Here is a 15,998-nt window from a genome sequence, read left to right on the forward strand (position 1 = left end):
GTTTGGTCGTTTCGTCGCCAGTTCTGCGTTTTTATCCCTCTTCACGGTGTCGCGGCTTCCTTCTTCGCGGCCTCCTGTTCTGCTTTTTTAACGTTGGCTTTCTTCTGATTACTCATGTCGTTACGGATTTGCGCGTGGCTGATCAGCGCGAAGATAAAGGTGCCGCCCGCGATGTTTCCGGCCAGCGTCGGCAGGGCAAAAGGCCAGATAAAATCAGTCCACGGGATTGCGCCGGAGAAGACCAGATAGAGAACTTCCACCGAGCCGACCACGATGTGCGTCAGGTCGCCGATCGCCACCATGTAAGTCATCAGCATAATCACCCACAGTTTGGCGGTGCCTGCGGAAGGGATCATCCAGACCATGGTGGCAATCAGCCAGCCGGAAACCATGCCGCCGACAAACATCGCCCCAGGTCCCTTTTCCATAATTTCCATACTGATGCTGTGAAACGCTTTGTCGGTCTCCGGGTCAAAAAACGGCACCAAATGAAACGCCAGCGCCGCAAAGCCGCCACCGATAATGTTACCGGCCAGCACCAGCCCCCACAAACGCAGCAGAAGCAGAACGTTTTTTCCGGTCGGTTTTTGCATGACGGGCAAAACAGCGGTGACAGTGTTTTCCGTGAACAGCTGCTGGCGCGCCATGATGACGATAATGAACCCGACGGTATAACCGATGTTTTCAATAAAGAACCGTTCCGGCGAGTCGGGAAGGCGCGCGTGGAGAATGCCTTTCGCCATCAGCGAGGCACTGATAGAAAGCCCTGCGGCAATCGCTGACCACAGCAGCGCCTGGCCATCACGTTCCAGCTCTTTCTCGCCTTCCATGCGGATAACTTCATGCACGGCGGCCGCTTTAGAAGGCAAATTCTCTTCCCCGGTTTCGATTTCCTTACCTTGCGAATGTTCGTCACTGTCGACGTTGGTACTTTTTTCGTGCTTTTGATCGTCGCTCATCGTTCTCCCCCGGAAGACATCAAAATGATAGAAAAATTCGTCATCAGTAAGCATAGGCGAGGCAGGGGAATTATGAGCATGTATACAAAAAAGTTACAAACCGTTAACCCATGAACCGTATGGGTCATTTTTGGAGGAGTGCCCGCTATTTCAGACTTTTCTGGCGGACGTTTATATGTAATAACGTACCGCTCCCTAAGCTGCGTCGTGCCGGACGCCTGTGATATGATGCGGACTTGTGAAAAATAAGAGACATTTCCATGTTTGAAGCCCTTAACCTGAGCTGCGTTCGCGATGAGCGGACCTTGTTTAGCGGCTTGAATTTCACGGTTGCACCGGGCGAAATGGTGCAGATTGAGGGCCGGAACGGTGCCGGTAAAACCAGTTTGCTGCGTATTCTGGCCGGGCTGTCCTCCCCGGACGCCGGTGAAGTCCGCTGGCAGGGCGTCAATACCCGCCGTCAGCGTGATGTCTTTCATCAGGAACTACTGTATCTCGGCCATCAGCCCGGCATAAAGTCAGTGCTTACTGCGTTTGAAAACCTTGCCTTCTATCTGTCTGTTAACAACGGGTCTGCCCGCGGTGACGCTGCAGCGGACGCTATTTATCAGGCGCTGGAAAATGTCGGCCTGCTCGGTTACGAAGATGTCACGGTCGCGCAGATGTCCGCCGGGCAGCAACGGCGCGTGGCGCTGGCGCGTTTATGGCTGAGTAACGCGCCGTTGTGGATACTCGATGAGCCGCTGACGGCCATTGATAAGCAGGGCGTTGCGACGCTGATTGCGCTGTTTGAACATCATGCGGAGCAGGGCGGAATGGTGCTGCTGACCACGCATCAGGATTTGCAGGGCGTTGGCCGCGATGTGCGGAAAATTCGTCTGACCGGCGCACAACTGGCGTGACGTGAAAGGGAAAAAGACAGAATGTTTACTCAGGTTCTGAGCCGCGAACTGAAAATCGCTTTTAGAAAAAGCGCTGAAATTATTAACCCGCTGTGGTTTTTCCTGATTGTTATTACGCTGTTCCCGTTAGGAATTGGCCCGGAGCCGAAACTGCTGGCGCGGATTGCGCCCGGTATTGTCTGGGTTGCGGCGCTGTTATCCTCTTTGCTGGCGCTGGAAAGGTTGTTCCGCGATGACTATCTCGATGGTACGCTCGAACAGCTATTGTTATTACCCTCACCGCTGGCACTCACGGTTCTGGGAAAAGTGTGTGCTCACTGGGTGGTGACCGGTTTGCCGCTACTGCTCCTCTCTCCGCTGATTGCCCTGTTACTTTCACTCGATTTTGAAACCTGGAAAGCCGTCGCGCTGACGATTTTACTGGGGACGCCGACGCTGAGTTTTATCGGCGCAATCGGCGTGGCGCTGACCGTCGGGCTGCGCAAGGGCGGCGTGTTGCTGAGTCTGCTGGTCTTGCCGCTGTATATTCCGGTGCTGATTTTCGCCACCGGCGCTATTGATGCCGCGTCGATGTCGATGCCGATCGGCGGGTATCTGGCGATACTCGGCGCGATGTTAGCGGGCAGTGCGACGTTAGCGCCGTTCGCGACAGCGGCCGCCCTGCGAGTCAGCGTCCACTAACCGTTTATGTCTGTGAGCGCGCTGTCACGGATTTATTTTACGTGCCGTTACAATAGAGAAGAAAAAACGCAACCTTTGACTAACATCACACTTCTCTATAGTGAACAATAGACAGGCCAACAATAAGTGCGGGGAATTGATATCTGACCGCACAAGAGTCCACCGAGGCTCCACGGCAACCCACACAGTGACATTTTAGAGTGAGCAACGATAACAATGTGGAAATGGTTACATCAACTCGCGCGGCCCGAACGGCTTTACCACGTCTGTGGGCGGTTCATTCCGTGGCTCGGGCTTACCGGTATCGCCTGTCTGGTGATCGGCTGGGTCTGGGGTTTTGGCTATGCGCCGCCCGACTACCAGCAAGGTAACAGTTACCGGATAATGTATATTCACGTCCCTGCGGCGATCTGGTCGATGGGGATTTACAGCACGATGGCTATCGCGGCATTCATTGGCCTGGTGTGGCAGATGAAAATGTCCGATCTGGCCGTTGCCGCGATGGCACCGGTCGGTGCTGTTTTCACGTTTATCGCACTGGTGACCGGCTCGGCCTGGGGCAAACCGATGTGGGGCACCTGGTGGGTTTGGGATGCGCGTCTGACATCCGAACTGGTGCTGCTGTTCCTGTATCTCGGGGTGATTGCGCTGTATAACGCCTTCGACGACCGCCGTCTGGCGGGCCGCGCTGCGGGGATTCTGGTGCTGGTCGGCGTGGTCAACATTCCTATTATTCATTACTCCGTTCAGTGGTGGAACACGCTCCATCAGGGTTCCACCAACATGCAGCAATCCATCGACCCGAGTATGCGCTATCCGCTGCGTTGGGCGATTTTCGGTTATTTGTTCTTCTTTATTACGCTCACGCTGATGCGTTTGCGTAACCTGATTTTGCATCAGGAGCGTCTGCGTCCGTGGGTGGCTGGCCTGCTGAATAAGGAGCGTCGCGGATGAGCCCTGCATTCTCAAGCTGGCACGATTTTTTTGCCATGGGCGGCTATGCCTTTTATGTCTGGCTGTCGGTGGCGGCAACCCTGATTTCCCTGATTGCGCTGGTGGCGCATACCCTCGTGCAGCATCGCCAGGTTCTGGACGACGTGAAACGACGTCAGGCACGCGAAAAACGCATTCATCAGTCCACGTCTAAAAAACAGCAAGGCGCACAGACGTCACCGCTGGAACCGGACACATCCGGGGAGAAGTTATTGTGAATCCACGTCGTAAGAAGCGCCTGTCGCTGGCGCTGGTGGTGCTGATCGGCCTCGGCCTGAGCATCACGCTGGTGATGTATGCGTTGCGCTCTAACATTGATTTGTTCTACACCCCGGGTGAAATTTTGCAGGGCAAAGGCGAAAACCACGAAATGCCGGAAGTCGGTCAGCGACTGCGCATCGGCGGCATGGTGATGCCCGGTTCGGTAAAGCGGGATCCGAAAAGTTTGCAGGTGAGTTTCAAGATTTATGATGCGCGCGGCGCGATTGCGGTGACCTACACCGGCATTCTGCCGGACCTGTTCCGTGAAGGGCAGGGCGTGGTGGCGCAGGGCGTAATGGAACCGGGAAATGTCGTGAATGCGATTCAGGTTCTGGCCAAACACGATGAAAAATATGTGCCGCCGGAAGTGGCCGACGCCATGAAAGAAAACCACAAAGGGCCGGCTTCGGCTTATGTGGGTAACGATAAAGGAAGCAACCGCTCATGATGCCGGAACTCGGAACATTTGCACTCTGTCTGGCGTTAGGTCTGGCGGTTTTACTGAGTATTTATCCGCAATGGGGCGCGGCAAGACAGGATAACCGCATGATGGCGATGGCGCGTCCGTTGTCGTACGGCATGTTTGCCTGCATCGTGCTGGCCTTTGCGATTCTGGTTCACGCATTCGTGGTGAATGATTTCACCGTCGCGTATGTCGTCAATAACTCCAATACGCATTTGCCGGTGTATTACCGCGTAGCGGCCACCTGGGGGCGCACGAAGGTTCGCTGTTGTTGTGGGTGTTGCTGCTGAGTTGCTGGACGCTGGCCGTTGCGCTGTTCAGCCGTCAGATGCCGCAGGATGCCGTGGCGCGAGTACTCGCCGTGATGGGCATGATCACCAGCGGTTTCCTGCTGTTTATTCTGCTGACGTCGAATCCGTTTATCCGCTCTTTGCCGAATTTCCCGGTGGACGGCAGCGATCTGAATCCGGTGCTTCAGGACATCGGCCTGATTTTCCATCCGCCATTGCTGTACATGGGTTACGTCGGTTTCTCGGTGGCGTTCGCGTTTGCGATTGCTTCGCTGATGGCCGGACGGCTTGATACCGCGTGGGCGCGCTGGTCGCGTCCGTGGACCACGGCGGCGTGGGTGTTTCTGACCATCGGCATCGTGCTCGGTTCTGCATGGGCGTATTACGAATTAGGCTGGGGCGGCTGGTGGTTCTGGGATCCGGTCGAGAACGCGTCATTTATGCCTTGGCTGGCGGGAACCGCGCTTATCCATTCGCTCGCCGTGACCGAAAAACGCGGGACATTCAAAGCCTGGACCGTTCTGCTGGCGATCACCGCGTTCTCGCTGTGTCTGCTCGGGACTTTCCTGGTGCGTTCCGGTGTGCTGGTCTCGGTTCACTCGTTCGCCTCCGATCCGGCGCGCGGCATGTTTATCCTCGCGTATTTAGTGATTGTGATCGGCGGCTCCTTGCTGTTGTACGCCTTTAAAGGCAACTCGGTGCGCGCGCCGAGCCGTCATGAACTGCATTCGCGCGAAAGTTATCTGCTCGGCAATAACGTCCTGCTGGTCGCCGCGATGCTGGTGGTGCTTCTCGGCACGCTGTTACCGCTGATTCATAAGCAGCTCGGACTGGGCAGTATTTCCATCGGCGAACCGTTCTTTAACACGATGTTTACCTGGCTGATGGCGCCGCTGGCGCTATTGTTAGGCATCGGTCCGCTGGTGCGCTGGCGTCGTGACGAGCCAAGCAAGCTGTGGCGTCGTCTGGGCGTTGCGCTGGTGGTGACGCTGGTTCTGTCGATTCTTCTGCCATGGCTGTTGCAGGACAAAATTGTGGGTATGACCGTCGTCGGCCTGCTGATGTCGGTGTGGGTGATTGTGCTGACGCTGATGGAGCTGCACGAACGCGCCACGCACCGTCATTCGTTCTGGCGCGGTCTGACCAAGCTTTCCCGCAGCCACTGGGGCATGGTGCTCGGTCATCTGGGCGTGGCGGTCACGGTGATCGGTATTGCGTTCAGCCAGAATTACAGCGTTGAACGCGACGTGCGCATGAAAGCCGGTGATACCGTGGATATCCATGATTATCACTTTGTCTTCCGCGACGTTCGCGATATTACCGGCCCGAACTACACCGGCGGTGAAGCGAATATCGACGTCACCCAGAACGGCAAAAAAATCACCACGCTGCACGCCGAAAAACGCTTCTACAGCGTGGCGCGCAGCATGATGACCGAAGCCGCCATCGACGGTAATCTGGCGCGAGATTTGTACGCCGCGCTGGGCGAAGAGCTGGATGACGGTTCGTGGGCAGTGCGTTTGTACTACAAACCGTTTGTCCGCTGGATCTGGCTGGGCGGGCTATTTATGGCGGCGGGTGGCGTGTTGTGTATTCTCGACCCGCGTTACCGCATGAGTAAAAAGGCGAAGAAACAGGGCAATGCGGAGGCTGAAGCATGAACCGTAAACTTCTCTTTATTCCGCTGGTTCTGTTTCTGGCGCTGGCGGCGGCCTTGTTACTCCAGCTGACGCGCAACGCCAACGGCGATGACCCGACGTTGCTGGAATCCGCCCTGATCGGCAAACCGGTGCCGGTGTTTAAGCTGGAATCGCTGGCGCAGGCCGGAAAGACTTACGATCAGTCGGTGCTGCGCGACGGCAAACCGATGTTGCTCAACGTCTGGGCGACGTGGTGCCCGACGTGCCGTGCTGAACATGATTACCTGAACCGGCTCGCCGCCACCGGCGTGCGCGTGGTCGGGCTCAATTATAAAGACGACCGCCAGAAAGCGGTGAACTGGCTGAATACGCTGGGCAATCCGTACATGATGAGCCTGTATGACGGCGACGGAATGCTCGGGTTAGATTTGGGCGTGTACGGCGCGCCGGAAACGTTCCTGATCGACGGGCAGGGCATTATCCGTTATCGCCATGCGGGCGATTTGAATGAGAAAGTCTGGCAAACCGAAGTGTTGCCGCTGTACAAAAAATACGGAGGCAATGCATGAAAATCTTACGTGCATTGCCTGCGCTTATGCTCGGTATGGCGCTGAGTTTCAGCGCTTTCGCGGCTATCGACACTTATCAGTTTACGTCGCCACAGCAGGAGCAGGATTACCGCGAGATCACCGCGCAACTGCGCTGCCCGAAATGTCAGAACACCAATATTGCGGCGTCCGATTCAATTATCGCCGCCGACATGCGCACTAAGGTATTTCAGCTGCTGAATGAAGGGCAGGATCGCCAGCAAATCGTGGCTTATATGGTGGCGCGTTACGGCAACTTCGTGACCTACGAACCGCCGGTGACGCCTTCAACCCTCATCCTGTGGCTTGGCCCGGTTTTAGTGGTGATTATCGGTGCCGGAATGATTTTCATGCGTTCCCGACGCCGTGTCGTTGTGCGCGAAAACGGTTCAGAAGAAATGTCTGAACAAGAGAAACAGCGCCTGGCGCAGTTACTTAAAGACAGCGACAGGACAGGATCATGAGTATTTTTTGGCTGTGTATTGTAGTGATGCTGGCGATCGCGCTGGCGCTGTTTATCGTGCCGGTGATGCGTGGCGATCGCGCGGAATACACGTCGCGTGATGCGCTCAACAAAGCGTTTTACCACCACCGTTTAAGCGAGCTGGAACAGGATGAAGCGCAGGGCGTGGTGGATGAACGTCCGGCGCATATTCAGGAATTGCAGGAAAATCTGCTGACCGATATTCCTGACGGCCATGCACCGGCGGCAATACAACCGATAGGCCGCTGGACGCTGGTGCCGGGCGCAATTTTACTGGTGATCATTACGCTGGGCCTCTATTTATATGCGGGCGGGCTGGCGCAGGTGAGCGCGTGGAATCAGGTGATGCAGCACATGCCCGATTTGCGTCACCGTATCGCAGACGACCACGGCACGCCGCTGACCGCCAGGGATGTGCAGGATTTAGGGCTCGGATTGCGTACCGATTTGCAGGCAAATCCGGATAATGTGCAGGACTGGGTAATGCTCGGTCGCGTGGGCATGGCGCTCAATAATGCCGCCACCGCCACCCAGGCTTACGCCCATGCGTATGAACTGGCCCCGAACGACATGGCTGTAAAACTCGGTTATGCCGAAGTGTTAACCCGTTCTTCGGATCCGCAGGATAACCTTACCGGCGGAAATCTTTTACGCAGTATGCTGGAAAAATCTCAGGGTGATCTGCGCGTATTAAGTCTGCTGGCCTATAATGAATATGAGCAGGGACACTATCCGCAAGCCATTGGTGCGTGGGAAGTTATGCTGAAAATTCTGCCTGCGGGTGATAAACGTCTTGAGATGGTTCAGGTAAGCATTGAGCAGGCAAAACAGAAGGCCGGTCTTGATCAGGTTAAACTGGCGGTGAACGTAACGCTTTCTGCGGATGTTCAGCAGAAACTTCCGAGAGATGGCACGGTCTTTATTTCTGTGACCGATGGCAGTAGCCCGGTGCCGGTAGCCGTTAAAAAGCTTCCGCTGAGCCGCTTTCCGCTGGCCATTACGGTGGATGACAGTAACGCGATGATGCCGGAACGCTTGCTTTCTTCGTTACATCAATTAAAAGTACGCGTTCGTATTTCACAGAATGGTCTGGCGACGCCAGCTTCGGGTGACTGGTACGGCGACAGTTCGCTGACCGATTTTGCCGGTAACGGCCAGGTCAGCATTGAAATTAATCAGCAGGTTCCTTAATCACGAGCCGAAGATCCAAAACAGGGAGATATCCATGAACTTACGCCTGACTGGGCTGGCGTTTGCGACAGTTTTGCTGGTCGGTTGTGCCGGCACGGCCGGATCATCTGACAGCGAACAGCAAGGACGTTCTGATCCGCTCGAAGGTTTCAACCGCACGATGTTTAACTTCAACTTCAACTACGTGGACCCGTATGTATTGCGGCCTGTGGCTGTTGCCTGGCGTGATTACGTGCCGCAACCGGCGCGAAATGGCACCAGTAATTTCCTGAGTAACCTCGATGAACCGGCCAGTATGGTGAACTCCTTGCTGAAAGGCGATCCGTACCGTGCAGCGATCCACTTCAACCGTTTCTTCCTTAATACCCTTCTGGGGATGGGCGGTCTGATTGACGTGGCGTCGATGGCGAACCCGAAACTGGCGCGCGAAGAAGCGCAGGGCTTCGGTAGCACGCTGGGACATTACGGTGTCGGTTATGGCCCGTATGTTCAGTTACCGGCTTACGGCAGCTTTACCGTGCGTGATGAGGGCGGCGATTTTGTCGATACACTCTATCCGATGCTGAGTTATCTGACGTTCTGGATGTCAGCCGGTAAATGGGTGCTGGAAGGCGTAGAAACCCGTGCTGAATTGCTTGATTCTGATGGCCTGATCAGAAACTCCTCCGATCCTTACCTGATGCTTCGTGAAGCGTATTTCCAGCGTCATGATTTCCTGGCGAAAGGCGGTCAGCTGACGCCACAAGTGAACCCGAATGCGGCACTGATTCAGGGTGATCTGAAGGATATCGATTCGGAATAACGGTCTGTGCCGATTGAGTACAAAAAAAGCGCCTTTCGGCGCTTTTTTCATTTATATGCTCTGTCGTGAATACCGGTCAGAAGCTGTAGTTAAAGTTCGCGCCGTACAGCATCGCGGTACCTTTCGCCTGGAACTCATAATTTGGCACGCCATCAGCCACTTTCTCGCTGATATTCACCGTCTGGCCGTGCATATAGGAAACACCGACGTCCACAGAAGCATCTTTGGTAAAGGCGTACGTGGTACCCGCTGAAATCCAGAAACGATCCTGATCCGGGATAGAAATGGTGCGGTTGTCCGCCGGAACCGGGCTATCATCAAACGCGATACCGGTACGGAATGTCCAGTTGTCGTCGTAGTAATAGGTGGTACCCAGCGCGATGCGGTAAGCATCATGATAGCCTTCGTTTTTATCGAACAGCGTCTGGCCCTGAGAGCCGGTGGCTTTCAGCTCCTGAAACTGGCTCCAGCTGGTGTATGCCAGGCTGTAGTGAATGGCCCATTTGGGTGCGACGCGGTTATAACCTGACAGCTCCCACATTTCAGGCAGATTCAGGGTCAGTGAGCCCGGAACGGTGTGGCCGCCTGTGCCACCCAATGCCTGCGGAATGCCGTTGCGGTATTCGCCGTCGAAATCGATTTTCACTTCTGAGCGGTAAGTGAAGCCGTAACGGTTATTGTCATCCACTTCATACAGGACACCGGCGTTCCAGCCGTAGCCCCATTCGTTGCCTTTCAGCTTAGCGGCTTCGGTATCAGCAGGCAGCAATCCGCCGGTTTTAAGCGGAACCAGTTCGCCCGCAGTACGGCGGATTTTCGCTTTCGCGTAGACCGCATCAAAGCCCAGACCGAAGCTGAAATGCTCGTTCAAACGGTAAGCGACGCTTAAGTTATTGTTGATGGTGGTCAGATCGGTTTCGCCACCAATCGGGCCCGCGGGATAGTTATCGCTAAATTCTGTCGCCAAACCGTAGTTTGAGGTCGCCGATGCGCCGAGGGCCCATTGTTCATTCAGGGGCATAATAAAGTGGATATTTGGGATCCACTGGTTTGGTGCAATGTTACTGGCACTGGTATCTGCACCCGTGACCGGGGATTTGCCGGTGACATCGACATTCGGGTCGACATAGATTGCGCCGATGGAAAATGCCGGACGATTAAACATTGTCATGGTTGCCGGGTTACGGCTGCCGGATGCTGCGGTATCAGCGATAGCGCCTTCACCCGAGAAAGAACGGCCTAAACCCGCAGCGGTATATTCATTGAGCTGAAAACCTGCCGCATATACGTTGGAGGAAACAATTGCCACTGCAGCTGCCAGAGCTGATTTTTTTAACAGGTTTTTCTGGTTCATGACCAAAACCTCAATTTTATGTTTTTTATCAAACAATGTTACATCAAGTAACAATGAGCGCGGGATTGTAGGGTTCGTTATCAGTCTGACAAATCAGACCAGTGAGCGAAGTATAGGTCTGACCTGTGGTGTGGTTGCAATATTGTTTCATTGATATTTCTTATTTGATGCAAGAAATTGGATCTACTTAACAAAAAACAAACAATAAAAGTTCAATTAAGAAACGTTAAAGTGAGAGTGGTGACTTAAATTTAATCTGATAGTTACATTTGCGTGATCTGGATCACTTCAAAGGCACATAAAAAGTAAGTGCTAGCTGTAGTCCAACCGCTGGCGTAAAATACAGCCTAAAATAAATCTTTAATTCGCAATCAGGCCAGACGGTGGACGTTGCCGCTGATGCCGGGGAGAAAATGATGTCTGACGTAACCATGTCCTCTAAATCCACCCAACCTCTGCATTCCATCAACAAGTGTGGCGCGGAAGAAACCGCCGCCTGCTGCTGTGTTGATGTGGGTACTATTATGGATAACACCGACTGCACCGCTTCTTACCTGCACGTCTTCGAAACCGAAGCGCAGGCCAAAGAAATGCTGCAAACGCTGACCGCACGCGCGCGTGGCGTTGAATCGGAACCTTGCGAAATTAACAGCAAGATTGAAAAAGTTGACGGTGGCGTTGAGCTGAAAGTGGATTTCACTTTCTCCTGCCAGGCTGAGACCATGATCTTCCAGTTAGCTTTAAGATAATTATTCCGGTTCTCTAAAATACCGCTGATCTCCAGCGGTATTTTTTTGTCTGCCATTTCTTCCGTTCTTTTCTTCTCACTCTCGTTTCAGAAAAATTTGCAGTTGCTCGCACTTCAAACCCTTTCACTTTGCCAAATGTAAATACATAGTTAACACTGAGTTATCAGGTCTGACCTCTTAAGACCCTATTTACCCAGGAGCTTGTATGAACAACGTCATTCCACTGGTTACGCGCGAAGGCGATCGCATCGCGATTGTTGACGGTTTGCGCACGCCGTTTGCCAAGCAGGCCACCGCCTATCACGGGATCCCCGCTGTGGATTTGGGAAAAATGGTGGTCAGCGAGCTGCTGGCGAAAAGTGGAATCGATCCGAAAGACATTGATCAGCTGGTATTCGGGCAGGTCGTCCAGATGCCGGAAGCGCCGAACATTGCGCGCGAAATCGTGCTCGGCACCGGAATGAACGTTTCGACGGATGCTTACAGCGTGTCCCGCGCCTGTGCGACCAGTTTTCAGGCAGTGGCGAACGTTGCCGAAAGTATTATGAGCGGCACGGTGCGCGTCGGGATTGCCGGCGGGGCCGATTCTTCCTCGGTGTTACCGGTTGGCGTAAGCAAACGCCTCGCCAGAGCACTGGTTGACGTCAACAAAGCGCGCACGCTGTCACAGCGTCTTTCGATTTTCAGCAAACTGAAATTACGCGATCTGCTGCCGGTTCCCCCGGCGGTGGCGGAATATTCCACCGGCCTGCGGATGGGCGATACCGCCGAACAGATGGCAAAAAGCCACGGGATTACCCGCGAACAGCAGGATGAGCTGGCGCACCGTTCGCATACGCTGGCCGCGCTGGCGTGGGAACAGGGCTATCTCAATGATCAGGTCATGGCCGCGCAGGTTCCGCCTTATCGTGAAGTCCTGCAAAAAGACAACAACATCCGCCTGAATTCAGAGATCGGGCAATATGCAAAACTGCGTCCGGCGTTTGACCGTAAACACGGTACCGTCACGGCGGCAACCAGCACACCACTGACGGACGGCGCTGCTGCCGTTCTGATGATGAGCGAATCCCGCGCCCGTGAACTGGGGCTTGAACCGCTGGGATACCTGAAAAGCTTTGCGTTTTCTGCCATCGATGTCTGGGAAGATATGCTTCTCGGCCCGGCATACGCCACACCGCTGGCACTCGATCGTGCCGGACTGACGCTGGCGGATCTGGATCTGATTGATATGCACGAAGCCTTTGCGGCGCAGACGCTGGCCAATATCAAAATGCTGGCCAGTGACGAATTCGCCCGCAATAAACTGGGGCGCAGTCAGGCAGTTGGTGAAATCGACTGGGATAAATTCAATGTTTTAGGCGGTTCGCTGGCATACGGCCATCCGTTTGCTGCAACTGGTGCGCGCATGATCACACAGACGCTGCATGAATTACGCCGTCGCGGCGGAAAATACGGGCTGACGACGGCCTGCGCCGCCGGTGGTCTGGGCGCGGCAATGATTCTGGAGGCAGCGCAATGAGGGACAATATGGAAAACACCGAACTGACAGAACCGTCAGTGGCAGAGCCGGTTTCCGCTTTCTCGCTGATGTTTACCGCAGAACATGTCGGCATCATCACCATTGACGTTCCCGGCGAAAAAGTGAATACCCTGAAGGCTGAATTTGCTCAGCAAACCTGCGACATTTTGCAAAAAGCGCAGCAATATCCGAATCTGAAAGGTCTGGTGCTGGTTTCCGGCAAAACCGACTCGTTTATTGCCGGGGCTGATATTACGATGATATCCGGTTGTAAAACGGCGGTTGAAGCCAGCCAGCTGGCGCAAAAAGGCCAGACGGTGATGTCGCAAATTGCGTCGTTTTCCGTGCCGGTCGTGGCGGCCATTCACGGTGCCTGTCTCGGCGGCGGGCTTGAACTGGCGCTGGCGTGCCATTCGCGGGTCTGCTCGCTGGATGACAAAACGCAGCTTGGCCTGCCGGAAGTTCAGTTGGGCCTGTTACCCGGTTCCGGTGGCACGCAGCGTTTACCGCGATTAATTGGCGCCCCTAAAGCGCTGGATATGATGCTCACCGGGCGCAGCCTTCGCGCGAAACAGGCGCTGAGAATGGGGCTGGTGGATGACGCCGTGCCATATTCGATTTTGCTGAAAACCGCGCTGGAACGCGTCGCGAAAGGCCGTAAATCACGTCCACCTTTACCGTGGCAGGCGCGGCTGGCGGGCGGTCCTTTGGGGAAAAGCCTGCTGTTCTATTTTGTGCGTAAACAAACCCGCGCAAAAACGCACGGTAATTATCCGGCCACGGAAAAAATTATTGATGTGGTGAAAACCGGCCTCGATCAGGGCAGCGGAAATGGCTATCAGGCCGAAGCCAACGCTTTTGGTGAGCTGGTGATGACGCCGCAATCTGCCGCACTTCGCGGTTTATTCTTTGCCTCGACGGCGCTGAAAAAAGAAAAAGGCGCCGACGCTGAGGCGTTACCGGTTCGCCGCGTTGGGATCCTCGGTGGCGGGCTGATGGGCGGCGGCATTGCGAATGTGACTGCCACCCGCGCCGGGCTGCCGGTACGCATCAAAGACATCAACCACGAAGGCATCCGCCATGCGCTGAAATACAGCTGGGATCTGCTGGAGAAAAAAGTCCGCAGCCGCAGGCTTACCCGTAACGAGCAGCAGCGTCAGATGATGCTGATTTCCGGCACCACGGAATATAGCGGTTTTTCGCAAATTGATATTGTGGTGGAAGCGGTATTTGAAGACCTGGCGCTCAAGCAATCCATGGTGGCGGAAATCGAGAAAAATGCGGCATCGCACACCATATTTGCTTCAAATACCTCTTCTCTGCCGATTCATCAGATTGCGGAAAAGGCCACAAGGCCTGAGCAGGTTATCGGTCTTCATTATTTCAGCCCGGTAGACAAAATGCCGCTGGTGGAGGTTATCCCCCATGCGGGAACCAGCGCACAGACCATTTCGACCACCGTATCGCTGGCCAGGAAACAGGGGAAAACGGCCATTGTGGTCGGAGACAGCGCCGGGTTCTATGTAAACCGCATTCTTGCCCCGTATATCAACGAGGCGGCGCGCTGTCTGCTGGCCGGTGAACCAGTCGATCATATCGATAATGCGCTGGTTAAATTTGGTTTCCCGGTCGGGCCCGTTCAGCTTCTCGACGAAGTGGGCATTGATGTCGGCACTAAAATCGGGCCGATTCTGGTGGCGGCGTTTGGCGAGCGTTTTGCCGCACCGTCCGGCTTTGACGCCGTTTTGCAAGACGACCGCAAAGGCCGTAAAAATGGCAAAGGTTTTTATCTCTACGGTCAGAAAGGGCGCGGAGCGAAGAAAAAACAGGTCGACTCGTCGGTCTATCGCTTGCTGAACGTGACGCCAAAAGCGCAGCAGTCGGGCGAAGAGATCGCACAACGCTGCGTCATGCTGATGCTGAACGAAGCCGTTCGTTGCCTGGATGAAAATGTGATCCGCAGCGCGCGCGATGGCGATTTGGGCGCGGTATTTGGCATTGGTTTCCCGCCATTCCGCGGCGGGCCGTTCTGCTATATCGACACCTTAGGTGCCGCCAGTGTGGTGAAAACGCTGGAACAACTGGCGCAACGCTATGGCGAACATTTCACGCCGTGCGAAGGTTTACGGCATCGGGCAGAACGGGGGAGCGTTTCTGTGCCTGAGAGTGGCACGCGAAAAGGTCGGCAGAGTGTGACCCGCGTCACTGCTTAATGCCGAGTTTCGCGACAATCTGGAACAGATCCTGCTTGCAGCCTGACGACAGCGCGCGGGATCTTTTTTATGGTGAGACTGAATTTGTACAAGAACAATTCCAAGCGGTTGATCTACAACCCGAGTGGTTAAATTTTCGCCTGAACAGTTTACAAGCTATCAGGGTTGGTGTAAAAAACAGCGTTTTCTTTACGCGAACTTTCAGGCAGAATGCCCGACCGCTGTTGCTGTACAGACAGAATCTGTGGGCACGGCGTGTTAAGTGGGTGTACTGCCTAACAGTTATCTTGTAATGAGAAGGGTCGTCCGAACGGCGATCAAAAAGGCTGGGCAATGGGTAATACAGCACGCAAGGCGTTTCTGTATAGCGCTATTTTTGTTAACAAAAGCGGTGCAATATGCAAGTTGTAATCATGCGTCACGGTGATGCGGTTCTTGAAGCTGCCAGCGATTCGGTTCGCCCGTTAAGCGAATGTGGATGTGACGAATCAGTACATATGGCGGCGTGGCTGAATGGCCGGGGTATCACTATTGACCGCGTTCTGGTCAGTCCGTACCTGCGTGCGCAGCAGACACTTGAAAAAGTTCGTCAGTGTCTGGCTCTGCCTGAAAATGTTGAAATTGATATTCTGAAAGAACTGACGCCGGGCGGTGATCCTGCTCTGGTCGCCAGCGAACTGCAACATCTGGCGCAGACGGGCGTCAATGCGGTACTGGTGGTTTCCCACCTGCCGCTGGTCGGTTATCTGGTCGCAGAACTGTGCCCGGGAGTTTGCCCGCCGATGTTCGCCACCTCTGCTATGGCAAGCGTGGAGCTGAATGCGCAAACCGGGCAGGGCAGCTTTGACTGGCAGTTTAGTCCGTGCCAGGTGATGGCAAAGGTTTAATACCTGTCTTACCTCGAGCCGCA

General features: G+C 54.7%; 15 protein-coding genes and 1 pseudogene. 14 read left to right on the plus strand and 2 right to left on the minus strand.

The features are described 5' to 3' along the window. Positions 1-41: 41 nt before the first annotated feature. Entirely contained in the window at positions 42-959 is a 918-nt protein-coding gene (locus tag ACM5QY_RS10770) for a formate/nitrite transporter family protein (protein ID WP_416120616.1), read from the minus strand. 260 nt (positions 960-1,219) lie between these two features. Here ACM5QY_RS10770 and ccmA point away from each other — a divergent pair, with 260 nt between their 5' ends. The 10 genes and pseudogenes from ccmA to mlaA all read left to right on the plus strand — a co-directional run bounded on the left by ccmA (position 1,220) and on the right by mlaA (position 9,253). Beyond that, positions 1,220-1,861: a cytochrome c biogenesis heme-transporting ATPase CcmA gene (gene ccmA / locus ACM5QY_RS10775; protein WP_416120617.1), complete on the plus strand. Its 642-nt coding sequence runs from the start codon at positions 1,220-1,222 to the stop codon at positions 1,859-1,861. Positions 1,862-1,882: 21 nt separating this feature from the next. Further along, positions 1,883-2,542 carry a heme exporter protein CcmB gene (gene ccmB, locus ACM5QY_RS10780; RefSeq protein WP_416120618.1) on the plus strand — a complete coding sequence of 220 codons (660 nt, stop codon included), beginning with the start codon at positions 1,883-1,885 and terminating at the stop codon, positions 2,540-2,542. Positions 2,543-2,758: 216 nt separating this feature from the next. Continuing rightward, positions 2,759-3,496: a heme ABC transporter permease gene (locus tag ACM5QY_RS10785; protein ID WP_416120619.1), complete on the plus strand. Its 738-nt coding sequence runs from the start codon at positions 2,759-2,761 to the stop codon at positions 3,494-3,496. Next, the gene (gene ccmD / locus ACM5QY_RS10790) at positions 3,493-3,753 is read left to right on the plus strand and encodes a heme exporter protein CcmD (protein WP_416120620.1); all 261 of its coding nucleotides are present in this window, start codon (positions 3,493-3,495) and stop codon (positions 3,751-3,753) included. Before ACM5QY_RS10785 ends, ccmD begins: the two co-directional genes overlap by 4 nt. Then, entirely contained in the window at positions 3,750-4,244 is a 495-nt protein-coding gene (ccmE, locus tag ACM5QY_RS10795; RefSeq protein ID WP_416120621.1) for a cytochrome c maturation protein CcmE, read from the plus strand. Before ccmD ends, ccmE begins: the two co-directional genes overlap by 4 nt. Next, positions 4,241-6,210, plus strand: a pseudogene (locus ACM5QY_RS10800) (heme lyase CcmF/NrfE family subunit). The gene ccmE and the pseudogene ACM5QY_RS10800 overlap by 4 nt, the downstream one beginning before the upstream one ends. Beyond that, positions 6,207-6,758, plus strand: a complete 552-nt coding sequence (locus ACM5QY_RS10805; RefSeq protein WP_416120622.1) for a DsbE family thiol:disulfide interchange protein — start codon at positions 6,207-6,209, stop codon at positions 6,756-6,758. The pseudogene ACM5QY_RS10800 and the gene ACM5QY_RS10805 overlap by 4 nt, the downstream one beginning before the upstream one ends. Next, positions 6,755-7,240, plus strand: coding sequence for a cytochrome c-type biogenesis protein (locus ACM5QY_RS10810; protein ID WP_416120623.1), 486 nt, complete (start codon positions 6,755-6,757; stop codon positions 7,238-7,240). The genes ACM5QY_RS10805 and ACM5QY_RS10810 overlap by 4 nt, the downstream gene beginning before the upstream one ends. Then, the gene (gene ccmI, locus ACM5QY_RS10815) at positions 7,237-8,451 is read left to right on the plus strand and encodes a c-type cytochrome biogenesis protein CcmI (RefSeq protein WP_416120624.1); all 1,215 of its coding nucleotides are present in this window, start codon (positions 7,237-7,239) and stop codon (positions 8,449-8,451) included. The genes ACM5QY_RS10810 and ccmI overlap by 4 nt, the downstream gene beginning before the upstream one ends. A 34-nt stretch (positions 8,452-8,485) precedes the next feature. Then, positions 8,486-9,253 (plus strand): phospholipid-binding lipoprotein MlaA, encoded by a 768-nt coding sequence (gene mlaA, locus ACM5QY_RS10820; protein ID WP_416120625.1) that lies wholly within the window; start codon positions 8,486-8,488, stop codon positions 9,251-9,253. A gap of 76 nt (positions 9,254-9,329) precedes the next feature. Here the strand turns inward: mlaA and fadL are convergent, their stop codons facing one another. Continuing rightward, positions 9,330-10,607: a long-chain fatty acid transporter FadL gene (fadL, locus tag ACM5QY_RS10825; RefSeq protein WP_416120626.1), complete on the minus strand. Its 1,278-nt coding sequence runs from the start codon at positions 10,605-10,607 to the stop codon at positions 9,330-9,332. Between the two features lie 416 nt (positions 10,608-11,023). Between fadL and ACM5QY_RS10830 the strand changes: the two genes are divergently transcribed. The 4 genes from ACM5QY_RS10830 to sixA all read left to right on the plus strand — a co-directional run bounded on the left by ACM5QY_RS10830 (position 11,024) and on the right by sixA (position 15,975). Next, positions 11,024-11,356 (plus strand): YfcZ/YiiS family protein, encoded by a 333-nt coding sequence (locus ACM5QY_RS10830; protein ID WP_104921220.1) that lies wholly within the window; start codon positions 11,024-11,026, stop codon positions 11,354-11,356. Between the two features lie 205 nt (positions 11,357-11,561). Further along, a complete protein-coding gene (fadI, locus tag ACM5QY_RS10835; RefSeq protein ID WP_416120627.1) occupies positions 11,562-12,875 on the plus strand; it encodes an acetyl-CoA C-acyltransferase FadI in 1,314 nt (437 codons plus the stop codon). Beyond that, positions 12,872-15,088: a fatty acid oxidation complex subunit alpha FadJ gene (gene fadJ / locus ACM5QY_RS10840; RefSeq protein WP_416120628.1), complete on the plus strand. Its 2,217-nt coding sequence runs from the start codon at positions 12,872-12,874 to the stop codon at positions 15,086-15,088. The genes fadI and fadJ overlap by 4 nt, the downstream gene beginning before the upstream one ends. Before the next feature lie 398 nt (positions 15,089-15,486). Beyond that, complete coding sequence (gene sixA, locus ACM5QY_RS10845; RefSeq protein ID WP_416120629.1) at positions 15,487-15,975, plus strand: phosphohistidine phosphatase SixA; 489 nt, start codon at positions 15,487-15,489, stop codon at positions 15,973-15,975. Positions 15,976-15,998: the final 23 nt, after the last annotated feature.

Source organism: Rahnella sp. PCH160 (assembly GCF_047784855.1).
Classification (GTDB): Bacteria; Pseudomonadota; Gammaproteobacteria; order Enterobacterales; family Enterobacteriaceae; genus Rahnella.